The sequence below is a fragment of the Methanocorpusculum bavaricum DSM 4179 genome (genome assembly GCF_000430905.1).
Classification (GTDB): domain Archaea; phylum Halobacteriota; class Methanomicrobia; order Methanomicrobiales; family Methanocorpusculaceae; genus Methanocorpusculum; species Methanocorpusculum parvum.
On sequence record NZ_AUMX01000002.1, the window covers coordinates 124301 to 141198 of the forward strand.

The window sequence follows — 16898 nt, forward strand, 5'->3', positions numbered from 1 at the left end:
ATCTCGTTCGCAGGAGTCATCTCCCGCGAATCCGAATTATACATTATTTATCATGTAGATTTGATATATACTCTGTGGTTTGAGATAATTATTCTGTGATCGCCTGTGCCGTATTTCAACGTTTGTCGAAGGTGCGCGCACATTCTGACGACACACTTTTTGAAAAATACCGGGATATCCTGCGGATCCAAAGTTGCAAATGACGCGGTTTGGCTTTTCAACGATTTTGCAGTGCTGATTCGGTAAAAAAAAATGAAGGGATTTTGAGGTTTAATAACCCGTGTTTTCGGGTTCTGTCTTTTCATACTCTGCTTCGACCGGATCCAAAACGGGTTGTTCAGCCGCGTCGCACCGTGCGGTCTGTTCCTCGGCAAACCGGCTGCGGTAAGCTGCAAAAGCATCCGCACACTCAGAGGAAGAGTAAAAGTCTTTCAGAAGCTTTTCTTCTGCCAGCTCGGCGAGCAGTTCATCGTTCGAGACCTCGATTGCGGCCTGTTCGGTCAGATAGGTGCTCAGGGATCGGCAGTAGTCGATCAGACTCTCAGCGGCCTTTTTCTCTTTCTTGAGCTGTTTTAAGGCTTTCTTCGCCGATTTCGTCTTTTTGGAAAGCTCTCTGGAGGCTTCCCTGCTTGCTTTTTTCTTGTCTTTATCTTTGTTTGATGCCATACTTGTGACTCCTCCGATAAACATCAATTAGGAGTTTCTCTATTAATAGTGTTTGGATGGAGTATGGCAGTGACAGATCCAAAAGCATACGATGCTTTGTAGCTCCGCGTCCAACGGGTATGCAGAAGTATGAAAAACGGAAATCTGCGCAGTAATATTCATCCGGGGGATGCGGTGGCGATAATTCTAAAAAAAGATCAGGGAACGGGGGCTTTGACGTTTGGGCGGGTCGCAGATATTCTGACCAACTCCCCCAATCATCCTCACGGGATCAAAGTCAGGCTCACCGACGGGTCGGTCGGCCGCGTACAGGAGATCTACTGACGCCGGAGAATAGCGATCATCCCGCCTTTTTTTGCGCCGACGTCCCTGCCGACCGCGTCGCATTTTACCATCAGCAGATAAGCGACCGGCGGTCGGAGGGTATACTCGGTCAGACTCTCGTAATTGGCAAGACCCTTTGCTATGATCAGGGTTGCCTGATCGACCGCGTCACGGACTTCAGGCGGGAAGTGCGGGGGATGTGCGCCAAGCTGCGCCCCGCCACCCGAATGGAATACGGCGTCTGCGGCATCTTCGAGACGGAGATCTGCCGCTTCTTTCACCGTCACGTCGTTCAGCATCGGTTTATCCTTCACGACAATAGTCACGTGCGAGCCGTTCTTTCGCAGTTCTTCGCAGAACATTTTATCGAAGATGACCTCGCCGCAGTTGTCGGTGAAGTAGACCACACGGTCGGCAAGCTTGAAAAACTCCTCCGAGTCGTCGAGCGCCAGATCCTTTGCAAGCATTTTTTCGAAGAATGCGACAAGATCTGCCGAGACCTCGTGCCCGGTCACGCCGTAATCGATAGTGTTCCCGATGATCGCGGCGGTCATGTAATCGTGAAGGGTGGAAAGTTTCGGACGAACTGCCGAGGCCACACGGATCGCGGCGGCGTTGTCCTCTTTTTTCATAGCAGCATACGGATCGTCTGAACCGATCGCGGCATAACAGGTTCGGTGAACTTCGCCGGCGGCGACCGCTGCACGCGGATCGTGCTCGAGGTACCGGTCATACACCTCCGTGCACTCGGCATTGACCCTGGCCAAAACCTCCTCGTCATTCGTTACGATCTGTGATTGTGAACGGACTTTTGTCAGCAGACAAGTCCTGCATTCAGGTGCTAACTTCATAAAAACTCTCCAAAACAGGTATGGGGCCGCCGCGATTTGAACGCGAGTCAGAAGACCCCCAGTCTCCTAGGATTCCAGGCTACCCTACGGCCCCTTGCTCCACTAATATTGGCTCTCATCTCTTTATTAAGTTGCGGTTTTGCCGGCTGGAAAAACCCGGATTTTTTATTTCTCCCGTGCCGGATCTTTCACGACCGCCGAGAAGATCAGCGCCGCGGCTCCAATCAGGAGACCTACTGCATTCGTGATATGGAATCCGTACATGAACACCGCGTAATCCAGCTCGGCAAATGAAACGATACTGCCCGCCGCAGAGGTCATAGCGGTGAAAACCGCGGCATACAGCGCGATCCCGACCACACAGCCGAAGTAGAGGGTCGTGATCATCAGTGATGAACCAGTCCCCTCCTCACCTTTCGGCATCTGCTCGACGATCCGGCTGGAGGCCGCCCCCCCGCCGATACCCCAGACGAGACCCATCAGGACCAGACTGCCGACTAAGGGGATCAGACCCCATTCAGGGACGATGAACGCATAGATCAGGTTCGTTGCGGCCAGCACGCCGAACGCGGCGATAACAAACCCGCGCCTTCCGGTCATATCCGACCAGTGACCAAGAGGGATACTTAAGAGAGCAGTGACCGCGGCAGGGATGAAGAGAAGGAGACCGCTCGCTGCCGGATCGAAGTTCATCCCGGCCGATAAATAAAACGGCAGAAGATAGAAAAAGCCGGCACTGGTGATCTGAGCAATCAGAAACGCCGTCACCACGAATGTCAGCGGCCGCTTTTTGAAGACGCGGATGTTGAGGATCGGATGACTGCTCCTCAGTTCGGCTGCACAGAAGAGGACGAGCGAGACAAGAGAGACGCACAGTGCACCGATGATCAGCGGGTCGAAAAGACCCAGATGCGGCAGACGCTCCAGCGCAAACACGCCTGAGACCATCAGACAGAAGAGAGCGAACGCGCCGGTGAAATCGAAGGGGGAACGATCCGGGACCGTAGCACGCGGGATTATTTTGAGGGCAAACAGGACGGCAAATATCCCTATCGGGATGTTGATGAAGAAGATCCAGTGCCAGGAGAGGAAATGGGTGATGATGCCGCCGATCGCGGGACCGATCGCAAACCCGATGGAGCTTGCGGCGGTGAGAACACCCATCGAGACCCCGAGCATCTTTGCCGGAAGATACTTGACGCAGATCATCGGCGTGGAGGCTGCAATCATCGAGGCCCCGACCCCCTGGAAGACCCGTGAGATGATGAGGAGCGTGAGGTCGGGGGACAGCCCGCAAACGACTGAGCCAAGCGTGAACAGAATGAAGCCCGCGATGAAGAGGATCTTTACGTACCCGCGGTCGGCGAGTTTTCCAAAGATGAGAATGAGACCGGCGAGCGTCAGGAGATAGGCGACGCTCACCCAGGAGATCGTGCCGGTATCGGCCCCGAACTCCGCGGCGATCACCGGGAGAGCGATGTTGACGACCGAGCCGTCGAGTGCGTCCATGAAGACCGCGATGCCGACGGCTATGAGGAGCAGTTTCTGACGGAACGGGTCTAGAATGATCGCGGTCATAGAGCAGTACTAGGTTGATCTGCGGAGATATAAAGCCCTCCAAAGGCCATGGATACCGCGCATATTTTCGGTTTTCTGCCTGATTTGCCGTAATTTTTCAGGGCGGCAAAATGTATCCCAAACTCCTTCGGCTCCCGGATATACGTGCCGAAGAAGAGAGTAATTTGTATGCAAAATGAATCAGTTCGGTTATCAGATATTCCGACAGGAAAATCAGCATCCATCCTTGGATTCATCGATGGAACAAACTTCGGTTTTCGGAGCAGGCTTCTCGAACTCGGACTTACCCGCGGCTGCTGCGTGCGGGTCACCGGCGTCGCCCCGCTTGGAGACCCGATGATGATCTCTGTCAGAGGATGTCAGCTTGCCATACGAAAAGATGATGCCGCAGATATCTGCGTGGCCGCCGTATGAAAAAGATCACCGTTGCATTGGCCGGCAACCCGAACTGCGGGAAGACGACGCTTTTCAATAACCTCACCGGGATGCGTCACCATGTGGGAAACTGGCCGGGAAAGACCGTCACGGTCGAAAAGAAAGAGGGGAAGATCATCTATGACGATACGATAATCGAGATCGTGGATCTGCCGGGGACCTATAGTCTGAGCGGAAGATCTCTCGAAGAAGAGATCGCAGTCAACTATCTTCTGAACGAAAAACCGGACGTCGTCGTGAATATCGCGGACGCCGCACATCTGGAGAGAAATCTGTATGTCACCCTTCAGCTGATCGAGCTTGGCGTGCCGCTGATCCTTGCATTAAATATGAATAGATATGCCGATGCCGAAGGGCTCGTGATCGATACCAAGCATCTTTCAAAGATGCTCGGTGTCCCGGTCGTCCAAATCGAAGCGATCGATGAGACAGGAAAGGACGGTCTGATCAAGGCGATCCTTTCACGGCCTGCCCCCTCCACGATGGGCACCAGGTATGATCACGAACTTGAGGAACATGTCCGGCAGGCGGCTGCAATCACCGGATCACGCTGGTCTGCGATACAGGCGCTCATCCACGGATCAGAAGAGCCGGAGATCGAATCGGTCAGGACCCACCTTGCAGGAATCTACGGCGTTTCGCCGGGAGAGGTGTTTGCGGATCAGAGATACGGGTTCATCGCCGGCATTCTGCACGAATCCGTAGATCATATGGAAGCGGGCGGCAAAAATCAGTCCGAGCGGATCGACAGGATCGTGACCAGCAGATGGTTGGGGTTCCCGATCTTTCTGGCCGTGATGTATCTGATCTTCCAGATCGTGTTCACCGTCGGCGCTCCAATCATGGATCTGATCGATGAAGGGTTCGGACTGCTTGCGGGTTTTGCCTCGGCAGGTCTTGCCGGAATCGCCGCTCCCGACTGGGTCCTGTCACTAATCTCTGACGGAATCATCGGCGGGGTCGGGTCGGTAGTCGTCTTCCTGCCGAATATATTCCTGCTGTTCCTGCTTCTTGCGATCCTCGAGGACTCCGGATATCTCGCAAGAGTTGCCGTGATCATGGATCGGGTCATGCATAAACTCGGTCTGCATGGAAAATCCTTTATCCCGATGATCCTCGGATTCGGGTGCAGTGTGCCGGCGATCATGGCGGCCCGGACGCTGGAGACGAAGCGCGAACGGTTTCTGACGATCCTGATCACGCCGTTTATGTCGTGCGGAGCGAGGCTGCCCGTATACCTGCTGCTTGTCGGGATCTTCTTTGCCGGCTGGTCTCAGGGACTGGTGATGTTTTCTTTGTATCTGCTGGGGATCCTGGTTGCGCTGATCTGCGGGATCCTGCTGAGGAAGACGCTCTTTCAGGGGGAGTCGTCGGCGTTCGTTCTGGAGATGCCGCCTTACCGTCTCCCGACGGTGAAAGGCGTGCTGATCCATGCGGGGGAGCGTTCATGGGAGTTTCTGCGTAAAGCAGGGGTGATCATCTTCCCTGCGGTTCTGCTGATGTGGCTGCTCGCTTCTCTGCCGTTCGGTGTTGAGTATGCCTCGTCGGAATCGCTGATGGGTATTGCCGGGTCAACGATCGCGCCGATCTTTGCACCGCTCGGTTTCGGTTTTGCCGAGGCCGCGATCGCGATCCTGATGGGTCTTGTCGCAAAGGAGGTCGTGGTGGGGGCATTCGGCACCCTCTACGGCGTGGGTGAGGAGGGCCTTTCGGATGTGCTGATGAATGTGTTCACGCCGCTTTCGGCCTACTCGTTCATGGTGTTCATCCTGCTCTACATGCCCTGTCTTGCCGCGATGTTCACGATCCGGCAGGAGACCCGGTCGTGGGGGATGACGGGGCTTGCGGCGTTTGGGATGTGTGCGGTCGCCTGGGTCGTGTCCTTCGTCGTGTATCAGGGAGGTGTTCTTCTTGGTTTTGCCTGAAGGGTTCTGGATGATCCTTTTTCTTTTTATCGCGGCAGGGATCGTTTTTCTGTTTCTGCGGGCGGTGAAGAGGAATCTGCGGGGCGAAGCATGCGGCTGCGGGGGAACGTCATGTAAAAACTGCAGTTCGTGTAAGAAGAATCGAAGATAGGAGGATTATTCGGGGTTGGTGTGGGTCCAATTCGGGAAGGGTACGGTTTGGTGCGGAAGCATGAATATATTTAACCGCGAATAAGCCCTAGCGGGCAAAGCCCGCTTGAGGCGGCACGCAAGCCTTTGGCTTGCACGCATCAGCCGGAGCAGAGCGCCCGAACGCAAGAAAAATGCGATTCGCGAGGATTCGCGGTTGGTTTCTCTCTTATGTCTGCACTAATACCTTACACGAAATCGACGTACATCTCATAATGACTTCAGTTTATCTCGGTCGAAATCACAACCCCGCGTAAGTTCTATGAGAAAAAAAGAGGGTGGTTACTCGTTGAGAACCATTTTCGTCAGATCCAGCGGTAAGATGTACTCGCCGTTTCTGTAAGCACGCATGTTTCCGCCGGAGATCTCATCGATCAAAACGACCTGATCACCGATCTTACCGAACTCGAACTTAATGTCATAGAGATCGATGTTCTTGGTTGCAAGCTCTTCCTTCATGATGGTGGCAATCTTCTGAGTCAGGATCTTGAGATTCTCATAATCCTGTGCGGACATGATCCCCAGGATCTCCAGCGCATCTTTGGTTACAGGCGGGTCTTCGCGTGCATCATCTTTGAACGTCGTTTCGACAAATGCCGGCAGAGGAGCTGCCTCTTCCACATAGTCTCCGTAGCGGCGGTAGAAGCTGCCTACTGCGCGGAATCTGCAGATGACTTCCAGACCCTTGCCGAATGTCTTGGCGGGTTTTACGGTCATCGTTACATTCTCGATGTCTGCACTGATGAAATGGGTGGGGACTCCTTTTGCGTTCAGGATCTCCATAAAATACTGTGTCAATCTAAGACCTGCACGTCCGGCACCTTCAATAGTTAGGCCGACTGTGTTCATCCCAGGATCGAATACGCCATCGGCGCCAGTACAGTCATCCTTAAATTTCAGCAGATAGTTCCCATCGTCAAGTGAGAATACATCTTTTGTTTTGCCGGTGTATACCAATTTCATGGTACTTATATGTTGGAACTAACCACGTATAATATTGGTGCTACATGACAACAAGTAACACGGCGTAAACCGTTATTTGTGGTAGGGTTCACCGTTCAGGATACGAAACGCGCGATAGATCTGTTCAAAGAGAATCAATCTGCTCATGGTGTGAGTAAAGGTCATTTGGGATAAGGAAAGCTTTTTTTCGACCGATTTGAGCAGTTCAGGCGACAAACCAAGGGGTCCGCCGATGATGAAACAGATATTCCTCCCGGATAATTTCGCCTCGCGAAAGATCCCGGAAAACCCTTCACTCGAAAGAGAGAGCCCATACGGGTCAAGAGCTATGGTGGAAAATCCCTCTTTCACATTCGCAAGGATCAGCTCTCCCTCCTTCTCTTTTACACGGATCTCTTCCGATGCCGAGGCATTTTCCGGGATCTTCACCTCGGCAAGTTCCGTGATGAATATCTTCGCATACGGGCGCAGACGTTTTTCAAACTCGGCAATGCCTGCGGAAATATAGGGGTCTTTGATCTTTCCTACGCAGAGGATCTGGACCTGCATCTACTCCTCTCTTGATATTTCCGGATCCTCGCGGGTCTCCGAAAGCTCGACGATCCGGTCGTAGTAGCCGACGGCTTCTTTGAGTCTGCCGACGGACTCGAGCGACCGTGCTTTCAGATGCATGGCGGGGAGGTGATCCGGATCGGTCTTCAGGATGTGATCCGCTGCTTTTTCCGCCATATCGAATCTGCTCTGCTGAAGATAGATGATCCCGCGGCAGAAGTTCAGGTCAGGATCTTTACATCCTGCAGCCTCTGCTTTGTCGAATGCAGCGAGAGCCTCGGTTGGATGGCCGGTGACCATCTGCATGAATCCAAGACCGGAAAGTACATACGGATTTTTTGGATCTGTCTGGGCCGCGGTCGTCATGTCGCTCGTGATATCTTTTGGTTCGCCGATCTTGATCGAGGCAAGGGCTTTTTCGAGATGGAGCAGACTGTTTCTCGGGTATTTCCCGATGAGTTTGTCAAAGTATCTGATCGCTTCGGGATATTTTCCCATGCGTGAAAGCATCTCGGCATAGCCGAAAAGAGCGGCGGTGTTTTCCGGGTCTTTGAGGGTCAGCTCGGCGTACTGTTTGAGCGCTTCTTCCGTTTTTCCGATGTTGGCAAGAGATGCCGCATACATGGATCTGATATTCTGGTCGTTTGGGCGAAGAGCCAGCATCTTTGCACAGGCTTCTGCCGCCTCTTCATCTCTTCCAAGGAACCTGAACGCTTCTGCTCTCAGACGGTGTGTGATAATGTCGTCTGGGTTTGATTCGATCAGAAGCTCATAGCCGGAGAGTGCCTCTTCATACTCTCCTCTCATAAGATAGATCGAGGCAAGTTTCCTGACAACGTCTGCGTTGGGAACGCCTGCATTGAGATATCTTGCATAGACCTCGAGGACCTCGTCATAGTTATGCAGCTGTTCAAGGATCTCTGCGAGTTGAAGCAGGGCTTTTGTGTTGGTTTCGTCGATCTCGGTGAGATGCCGCAGGACTTTTGCCGCATCCTCAAGTCTGCCGAGGTTTACGTAAGCCGCTCCTTTGTCGAACAAAGCCTGGGAATGCTCGGGTGCAAGGCTCAGACACCGGTCCATATATTCGGTACAGAGTTTGAACTCGCCTTTTAACAAGTGGACATGTCCGATCGAGTAAAGATTATGGATGTTATCAGGGTCTGCTTTGAGGGCTGCAGTATAGCAGTCCTGTGCCTGATCAAGCCGGTCGATCGATCTGCAGAGGTCTCCGCCGAGGGTCAAAAGGCCTAGGCCCCCTTCTCCTTTGGATAATGCAGCGGACGCCGCATCCGCCGCCTGTTCGTTTAGACCGAGATCGGCGCAGAGTGTTGTGACGTGGGATGCCGCTCCGGCGATGTCGGGGTGGTCGGTCATGATCCTGATATAGGTCTCGGCAGCTGCCTGACTCTGTCCCGCTGCTGCCCGGGCCCTGCCGAGATCGAGCAGGATCCCCGGCTGATCCGGCAGGATCTCATCGGCGGAGCTGAATGCTTCCACGGCTTTCTCGTATTCGCCGAGCATTTCATATCCGGAGCCAAGACCGATGAATGCTGCCGGCGTATTGGATGATAAGGCGGCGGCGTTCTGGTAATGGATAACTGCCTCCTCATAATTTCCGGCAGAGGCCGCAGATTCTCCCGCGAGCAGGGTGACTGTGATGTCGCGGGGAAGATACTCTTCACTTAACAGACGTTTTGCGATCTCCTGTGCCTCTTCGTATCTCCCGGTCCCGCTGCATGCTTTGAGGAGACCGATGTAGGCAAGCGTGTTTTCCGGCGATGCCTCGAGGAGTTTTTTCCATGATCCGGCAGCTTCCCTGTATTTGCCGGCAAGCATCATGGACGCGGCATGCTGCTCTAAAGCGGCGATATTTTCAGGGGATTTTGCAAGAACGCGTGCCGCCGCATCTCCGGCGTACTGATATCTTCCAAGTCCTGCAAGACATCTGCTGTGCAGAAGTTCCATGTCGAGTCTTGCGGGGGCATGGCTCAGCACAACGCCGGCGGCTTTATCTGCTTCACCGTATCGCCCAAGAGCCGCAAGGGCGTATCCCTGCATGGAAAGAAGCCCTTCGTTCACGACGCCGACCTCGACTTTGATCTGCTCTTTCTGGGACGGGCCGCTGTCGAACAGATCAAGTTCGCTGTCCTCGAACCATTTCATTTTCGCAGGCGAGGGCACGGCGGAGCCGAGTTTACCCATCTTCCCGAAACTCTCGAGTGCTTCTTTGTATTTTCCGGAGAGGTACTCGGCGCAGCCTTTCATATACCAGACCGCGTTATTCGTCTGATTCAGGTGGATGTATTCGACGAATGCTTCAACGGCCCGCCTGAACTCTCCGTTCAAAAACGAGATGGTCCCAAGCAGATGCCAGAGTTCAGCGTTCGCATAGCCTTTTGCCAGGACCTTTTCAAGCTGGATCGCGGCTTCTTTTCCGTTTCCATCCCAGTAAAAGGACAATGCCCGGCGAACTGTGATGGTGACGTCGTCTCCGGTTGTGTAATGCTGGATCATCCCGTATGCGGCGGAAGCGTTCTTAAAGTTTCCAAGACTTTCTTCGAGTCGTGCCCGGCGGTACCAGCCGACCACATCGTTTTCGGCAAGATTGGCATACCGTTTCAGCGCACCTTCGACATCACCCGTCATCTCGCAGCAGAATGCGGCATTGGAGAACATCTCAGGTTTCCCAAGCGAGGAGGCGAGATCGTCGTACACGGATCGTGCTTCGGCAAACATCCCGCTTCTCATCAGCAGATCGGCATATCCGGCGCGATACTGAATATTTCCCGGAAAAACGGCGATGAGCTGCGAGCATACCGCTGCGGCATCCCGGTATCTGCCGCTTTGACGGAGCCACTCGTATTTTCTCTCTTTGAGATATACTTCGCTGTCGGGCAAAACAACATGGCCGAGAGCAGAGAGCGCTTCTTCGTATTTTCCTGCATCTCCGAGGAGTAGGGCAAGTGATTTCCAGGCCTGACCGTCATCCGGATTCAGTTCGACAGCTTTGGCATATGACCGGGAAGCCGCATCGCATTTCTGGCAGAACCGCTGGCTTGCGGCAAGGCGTGTCCAGAGTTTTGCCGAAGCCGGCTCAAGTTCCAGGGCTTTTGTAAAATGCTGGGCCGCATCCTCATACTGCCCTTTGTCATATGCCTGTTCTCCGCGTGCTATCCAGGGATTCTGTTTATCATTTTTGCCAAAAAGACCGCCAATATCCACCATCCAATCCTCCTGATACTTTGATACCACTATTTTCGTCCCATGGATATAAAGAATATTCGTGGAGCGTCAGTGCCAGAAACGTTTGGACTTTATAGGACGAGACACAATAGAATTACTATGGAAACCCGTGAAACTGACAAAGATCTGCGTGATGCACAGAATTTGCCGTATGACCCGGAGACACTCCGGAGAATCAATGAGCACCCATGTTACAGTCCGGAGGCACGACATACATTTGGCAGATGCCATGTGGCCGTTGCGCCGAAATGCAATATCCAGTGTAATTACTGTGTAAGGGATTATGACTGTGTCAATGAGTCCAGGCCCGGGGTGACAAGCGAGATCCTTCTCCCCGGTGATGCTCTGGAGCGGATCGATGAAGTCGTTTCACGGATGAAGCACATCAAAGTCGTCGGTATCGCAGGACCCGGGGATCCGCTTGCAAACGAGGAGACGTTTGAGACGCTCCGTCTCGTCCACGAAAAGTATCCTGACGTGATTTTGTGCATCAGCACAAACGGTCTGCTTCTTCCGGAAAAGATCGATATCCTCGAAAAGTACGGGGTCAGAAATATCACGGTCACGCTGAACGCGATCGATGCCGCGATCGGCGAGAAAATTTACTCATTCGTCGAGTATGGCGGGAAAAAGTATCACGGCCGTGAAGCTGCCGAAATTTTACTGAAGCAGCAGCTCAAAGGTATCGAAGAGGCGGTAAAACGCAAGATGCTCGTGAAGATCAATACCGTGTACATTCCCGGCGTAAACGACGGGCATATCCCTGAGATCGCAAAAAAAGTCGGAGCAATGGGCGTGTTCAACTTCAATATCATCCCGCTGATCCCTCAGTACAAATTCAAGGACGTCGTTCCGCCGACCAATGCAGACAAGGCGCGGATGCACGAGCTTTGCGCTCCGTATGTCCGCCAGATGCGTCACTGTCAGAGATGCAGAGCTGACGCGGTCGGATTGCTTGGCAAGGATGTCCAGAATGAGTTCGGCTGCTGCGGAAAAGGCGACGGATCAGGAACCGGATGCAGCGGCGAGTGATCCGTTTTCGCCGGGGCATCCCCTCACCTTTTTTTATTTGCTGATCTTCCGCTTCTGCTCTCTAACATCCTGCAGGTCTGGTATTTTTCCCTTTTTTGCTCCGCTCGTTTGCTCTCCACCCCAACAATTAAAGCCTTTCCCTACCAATAATAATATACCTTACATACACCCGCCCCACGCTTCACAGGTTTGGCGGACAAAAACGGTTAGATGGGGAATCTGGAAATCTTCCCATTATATAACAATGATATCAAAAATACCGGCAGAGCCTAAGGCTACGGAAAAGTCTGTGCGGCTCTCAACACTCTCGGGTATATTTTATCCAAAAAACGGCGATGAGCTGGATGAGCAAATCTCCGCTTTTTTTGCATCTACGGTGACGTCTGTTTCGAATCCATACGGGATCCTCGTTCCGCATGCAGGTTATGTATACTCCGGCACTACGGCAGCATGCGGATATGCAAAGATACCTCCGGCATTTGCCGGGACCTTTGTTCTGATCGGTCCAAGTCACGCGGGAGTGGAAACCTCCACTTCGGATATGATCTGGGAGACACCGATTGGAAATGTCCTCCCGGATCTTGCCTTCATCGAAGCCCTGAGCGGATCAATACCGGTGGATAATGATCTGGTCTCGGTAAAGGAAAACTCTCTCGAAGTTCAGATGCCTTTCATCCGGTATCGGTTCCCGAACGCAAAAATCGTCCCGATCCTCATGGGCGATCAGTCTCCACGCGGAGCAGAACGGGTCGCCCGGGCGGTAATCACCGCTGCGAAGGAAACTGGAACACGCCCGATCATCATCGCGTCAGGCGACGGTTCGCATTATGTTCCGGCAAAGATTGCTGAGCAGAATGATCTGACGGTCCTTGCGGCTGTGCGGAATCTTGACGTCAACGCTTTCTATGATGCCCTGGTTAGGATCCGCCCCTCCATGTGCGGATACGGCTGTATTGCCGCCATGGCAGAGATATGCGCCGCGTTCGGTGCAAAAGAAGCCCGTGTTCTTGTATATCAGACATCAGGCGATGTCACCGGCGATCAAACCGAAGTCGTAGGATATGCGGCGATGGAAGTGGTCTGACATGGCAACATGGAGCGCTCCGGGCAAAGTCATTCTTTTTGGAGAACACGCTGTCGTCTATGGAAAACCTGCCATCGCGATGGCGATAAAACCCCGCGTTCAGGTCACCGTCCGGCATTCAAGATATTATCAGAAACCAAACTCCCCCTACATCTCGGAATGTTTCCGGATCACGGATGTCAAAGGCAGCGTGTATGTCAGATCCCAGCTGCCGAGTGCGTCCGGTCTCGGCTCTTCGGCGGCCGTTACGGTGGCAACGCTTTTTGCGATCAACGATGAGTTCGAGCTCGGCTACACCCGTGAAGAAGTCGGCGATCTGGCCTATGAGGTGGAAAAAGTCACCCAGGGCGGGCGGGCAAGCCCGACCGACACGTATGTTTCGACATTCGGGGGTCTGGTCTTCATCCGCGGCAGTGAAAAACGCCGCCTTCTTCCTCCGCAGAACCTCTCGATCGTGATCGGAAACTCTCTTATCTCCCACAACACCGCGGAGATGGTGGAAAAAGTTGCTGAACTCAAACGGACGTCGCCGGTTGTTGCAAACGGCATCATGGATGCGATCGGCGGCGTGACCATGGACGCCATGCACAATCTTGAAAATCCCAAAGATCTGGGCGTTCTGATGAACCGGAACCATGCTCTTCTCGATGCTCTCGGCGTTGGTCACCCGGTCTTGTCCCAGCTTGTTCTCGCGGCCCGCAATGCCGGCGCATACGGAGCAAAAATGTCAGGCGCCGGCGGTGGAGGATGTATCTGGGCGTTATGCTCAAAGGGTTCCCGCAACCGGGTCGCCGGGGCGATCGAAGACTGCGATGCCCGCCCGATAACCACGACCATCGACACGGAAGGAGCACGGAGAGAAAAAGATGAATGAACCAGTCATTATCAAACTCGGCGGAAGCATCGTTACGAAAAAATCCGAAGACGGGGTCGTCGATTCGGCAAAGATCAAACTCCTTGCCGAGCAGATCGCACCGTTTGCCGGAAAATTCCCGCTCATCATCGTGCACGGAGCAGGTTCCTGCGGGCATCCCGAGGCAAAAGCCTATGATATCCCGGGCGGCGTGACGAAAGCAAACGCCGCAGGTATTTTTGTAACGCACACGGCAGTGTCCCGGCTCAACCGCTCGGTCGTAGCCTCGCTTCGTGAAGCCGGCATGGAAGCCGTCTCGCTTCATCCGTTCGGATGCTGCCTTGCGGAGAACGGCCGCCTTGTCTCGGCAGGCGTTTCGCAGATCAAAGAGATGCTTTCCCTAGGACTCATCCCGGTCCTGCACGGAGATGTGGTCATGGACACAAAACGCGGCGCCTGTATCGTTTCCGGCGATCAGATCGTCCCCTACCTTGCCGTCAAACTCGGCGCAAAACGCGTTGGGATCGCGACCGATGTGGGCGGCGTTCTTGCAAACGGCGAAGTCATCCAGGAGATCAACCGGAAAAACGTCGGTGAGATCGATCTCGGCGGCTCTTCGAGCACCGACATAACCGGCGGCATGCGTGGAAAGATCGATGAACTTCTCCTTCTCGCGGACGATGGGATCGACTCGCACATTTTCGCCGCGAACCGTGTGGCGGATTTCCTCTTGGGAAAAAATTACGGCGGGACACTGGTAAGAAAATGACCACAGACAAACGTACATCATCAAGAAAACTGGATCATCTGCGTCTCTGCAGTGAAACAGACGTTACTGCCGGCAGTGCTGGATTTGAAGACGTCATTCTTGTACACAACGCCTTGCCCGAATGCGATCTTGACAGGATCGACCTCTCCGTCGACTTCCTTGGAAGAAAACTTTCCTCGCCTCTCTTCATCTCTGCGATGACCGGCGGTCACCCGGACACGAAAGAAGTGAACCGTGTCTTAGGGTCTGCTGCGGAAAAATACGGTCTTGGAATGGGTGTCGGTTCCCAGCGTGCGGCTCTCGAAGATCCTGATCTTGCTGACAGTTTCAGCATCGTGAGAGACGCTGCTCCCCATGCATTCCTCTGCGGGAACATCGGGGCGGTCCAGCTGGTCAGTCATGGGATGGAATGGGTCGATGCCGCGGTCGAAATGATCGACGCCGATGCACTCTGTATTCACTTAAACTTCCTGCAGGAAGCCATCCAGCCGGAAGGCGACCACAATGCGGCAGGATGCCTTCGCGCAATCGAACAGGCCTGTAAAGAATCAAATGTTCCTATAATCGTAAAAGAGACCGGATGCGGTATTTCGTCAGAAGTTGCCGCCCGGCTTTTCGATGCCGGTGTTTCAGCTGTAGACACCGGCGGATACGGCGGTACGTCGTGGGCGAAGATCGAGGGTGCCCGTGCACAGAAACGGGATGCTGCCGGTGATAAGGCCCTGGCCGGGTTAGGGAATTCTCTCATATCATGGGGGATACCTACCGCGGTCAGTGTTTTTGAGGTAGCGAAGGTGAGTAAAGGACCGGTCATTGCTACCGGCGGGTTGAAGACCGGTCTCGATATTGCAAAAGGGATCGTGCTTGGTGCAACGCTTGGAGGGATGGCATTATCTCTTCTTAGCCCGGCACTTTCCGGCGAGGAATCCCTTGGATCTGCAATAGACACAATTCACACGGAACTCAGGGCTTCGATGTTCCTCTGCGGGGCAAAAGATATTCCTTCCCTTTCCAAGGCAAGGTATTACCTCTTAGGGGACATCAGGCAGATGATTCGGACATAAAAAAATCAGGAAACACAAATATGGTAGACATAGAAGTAATAGCCGTAGGCGGATACAACGAGGTCGGAAGAAACATGACCGCGGTCCGCGTCGGCAAAGAGATCGTCATTTTTGACATTGGATTATATCTGGACCCGATCACGGGCAGCAACAACGTGGATATGGAGAATATGCACTCTCTGGATCTTATCCAGATGGGGGCAATTCCCGATGACACCGTGATGAACTCGGTCGAAGGGACCGTCAAAGCGATCGTATGTACACACGGTCACCTGGACCACATCGGTGCGATCCAGAAACTCGCTCACCGTTACAACTGCCCGATCATCTCGACCCCGTACACGAACGAGCTGATCAAACAGCAGATCGAAGGCGAACGCAAGTTCTCGGTGATGAACAAGACCTTTGCTCTCAAAGCCGGGGGAAAATATACCATCTCCCAGAGTCTGACCTTAGAGTTCATCCGTGTTCAACACAGTATCATCGATTCGGTGATGGCCGTTCTCCATACTCCGGTCGGCTGCGTCGTGTATGCAAACGATTTCAAGTTCGATATGACGCCGGTCATCGGTGAAGCTCCGGACCTCGCCCGTATGCGTGAGATCGGCAAGCAGGGCGTGAAGGTTCTGATCGTTGAATCCTTAAACCTTGATGACCGCGGCTACTCCCCAAGCGAACAGGTTGCCCGTCTTCGGGTCCGTGACGCGATCATGCGCTGCGAGGACGACAAAAATGCCGTCATCGTTTCGACCTTCGCTTCGCAGATCGCGAGGATCAAGACCATCACCGAGTGCGCCCGCGAGATCGACCGGATCCCTGTGCTTCTCGGACGCAGTATGGAGAGGTACAACACCACTGCCGAGGTTTTAAAGCAGGTAGCTTTCCCGCAGGGGACAAGCATCTACGGAAACAGAAAGACGACGGACCGCATGCTCCGCCGTGTTCTCAAAGAAGGCAAGGACAAGTTCCTTCTCGTTGCGACCGGTCACCAGGGTGAACCCGGATCCATGCTTTCGAGGATCGCATTAAATGAGACCCCTCTCAAGATCGAGAAGGGCGACAAGATCCTGTTCTCGGCAAACATCATCCCGACGCCGACCAACTATGCCCAGCGTGCCGAGGTCGACCGCCTTCTGATCCGGCAGGGCGCCCGGATCTTTGACGGACTCCATGTAACGGGTCACGCCTACTATCAGGAGCATTACGATCTTCTCGCGATGCTGAACCCCGAGCACATCATTCCGTCCCACGGTCCGTTCTCAATGAAAGCCGGCCATGTGACGCTTGGTTCCGAGTTCGGCTATGCACTGAACAAAGAGATCCATATTATGCAGAATGGCGACCGTCTGGTCCTTCCCAAATGAGATGAT

General features: G+C 53.7%; 15 protein-coding genes and 1 tRNA gene. 9 read left to right on the forward strand and 7 right to left on the reverse strand.

From position 1 onward, the window contains the following. Positions 1-270 precede the first annotated feature (270 nt). Positions 271-666, reverse strand: coding sequence for a hypothetical protein (locus H575_RS02460; protein WP_155897835.1), 396 nt, complete (start codon positions 664-666; stop codon positions 271-273). A gap of 129 nt (positions 667-795) precedes the next feature. On the opposite strand from H575_RS02460, the gene H575_RS02465 reads away from it, so the two are divergent. Beyond that, on the forward strand, positions 796-990 hold the full coding sequence (locus tag H575_RS02465; protein WP_042697369.1) for a YwbE family protein: 195 nt from the start codon (positions 796-798) through the stop codon (positions 988-990). On the opposite strand, the gene H575_RS02470 is transcribed toward H575_RS02465, so the two are convergent. From H575_RS02470 to H575_RS02480, 3 genes are all read right to left on the reverse strand, one after another. Further along, positions 984-1841: a damage-control phosphatase ARMT1 family protein gene (locus tag H575_RS02470; protein WP_042697373.1), complete on the reverse strand. Its 858-nt coding sequence runs from the start codon at positions 1839-1841 to the stop codon at positions 984-986. The two genes, H575_RS02465 and H575_RS02470, sit on opposite strands and share 7 nt — an antisense overlap. Before the next feature lie 21 nt (positions 1842-1862). Beyond that, positions 1863-1935 (reverse strand) — tRNA-Pro (locus H575_RS02475). Positions 1936-2006: 71 nt separating this feature from the next. Then, positions 2007-3419, reverse strand: a complete 1413-nt coding sequence (locus tag H575_RS02480) for a DHA2 family efflux MFS transporter permease subunit (protein ID WP_042697376.1) — start codon at positions 3417-3419, stop codon at positions 2007-2009. Positions 3420-3587: 168 nt separating this feature from the next. Here H575_RS02480 and H575_RS02485 point away from each other — a divergent pair, with 168 nt between their 5' ends. Both H575_RS02485 and feoB read left to right on the forward strand, forming a co-directional pair. Then, complete coding sequence (locus tag H575_RS02485; protein WP_042697381.1) at positions 3588-3833, forward strand: FeoA family protein; 246 nt, start codon at positions 3588-3590, stop codon at positions 3831-3833. Next, positions 3830-5779 carry a ferrous iron transport protein B gene (gene feoB / locus H575_RS02490; RefSeq protein ID WP_042697384.1) on the forward strand — a complete coding sequence of 650 codons (1950 nt, stop codon included), beginning with the start codon at positions 3830-3832 and terminating at the stop codon, positions 5777-5779. Before H575_RS02485 ends, feoB begins: the two co-directional genes overlap by 4 nt. Before the next feature lie 471 nt (positions 5780-6250). On the opposite strand, the gene H575_RS02495 is transcribed toward feoB, so the two are convergent. The 3 genes from H575_RS02495 to H575_RS02505 form a co-directional block, all read right to left on the reverse strand. Then, the gene (locus tag H575_RS02495; RefSeq protein WP_042697388.1) at positions 6251-6931 is read right to left on the reverse strand and encodes a phosphoribosylaminoimidazolesuccinocarboxamide synthase; all 681 of its coding nucleotides are present in this window, start codon (positions 6929-6931) and stop codon (positions 6251-6253) included. Between the two features lie 72 nt (positions 6932-7003). Further along, positions 7004-7480, reverse strand: a complete 477-nt coding sequence (rlmH, locus tag H575_RS02500; protein ID WP_042697391.1) for a 23S rRNA (pseudouridine(1915)-N(3))-methyltransferase RlmH — start codon at positions 7478-7480, stop codon at positions 7004-7006. After that, entirely contained in the window at positions 7481-10708 is a 3228-nt protein-coding gene (locus tag H575_RS02505) for a tetratricopeptide repeat protein (RefSeq protein ID WP_042697394.1), read from the reverse strand. It abuts the gene before it with no gap. 117 nt (positions 10709-10825) lie between these two features. Here H575_RS02505 and nifB point away from each other — a divergent pair, with 117 nt between their 5' ends. The 6 genes from nifB (at position 10826) to H575_RS02535 (ending at position 16892) form a co-directional block, all read left to right on the forward strand. After that, the gene (gene nifB / locus H575_RS02510; RefSeq protein ID WP_042697398.1) at positions 10826-11758 is read left to right on the forward strand and encodes a nitrogenase cofactor biosynthesis protein NifB; all 933 of its coding nucleotides are present in this window, start codon (positions 10826-10828) and stop codon (positions 11756-11758) included. A 244-nt stretch (positions 11759-12002) separates the two neighbouring features. Next, entirely contained in the window at positions 12003-12842 is an 840-nt protein-coding gene (gene amrB, locus H575_RS02515) for an AmmeMemoRadiSam system protein B (RefSeq protein ID WP_081406625.1), read from the forward strand. Between the two features lies 1 nt (position 12843). Then, the gene (gene mvk, locus H575_RS02520; RefSeq protein ID WP_042697404.1) at positions 12844-13716 is read left to right on the forward strand and encodes a mevalonate kinase; all 873 of its coding nucleotides are present in this window, start codon (positions 12844-12846) and stop codon (positions 13714-13716) included. Then, positions 13709-14464, forward strand: a complete 756-nt coding sequence (locus H575_RS02525) for an isopentenyl phosphate kinase (protein WP_042697408.1) — start codon at positions 13709-13711, stop codon at positions 14462-14464. Before mvk ends, H575_RS02525 begins: the two co-directional genes overlap by 8 nt. Next, complete coding sequence (fni, locus tag H575_RS02530) at positions 14461-15528, forward strand: type 2 isopentenyl-diphosphate Delta-isomerase (protein ID WP_042697412.1); 1068 nt, start codon at positions 14461-14463, stop codon at positions 15526-15528. The genes H575_RS02525 and fni overlap by 4 nt, the downstream gene beginning before the upstream one ends. A 20-nt stretch (positions 15529-15548) precedes the next feature. Then, positions 15549-16892, forward strand: coding sequence for an RNase J family beta-CASP ribonuclease (locus H575_RS02535; protein ID WP_042697415.1), 1344 nt, complete (start codon positions 15549-15551; stop codon positions 16890-16892). Positions 16893-16898 lie beyond the last annotated feature (6 nt).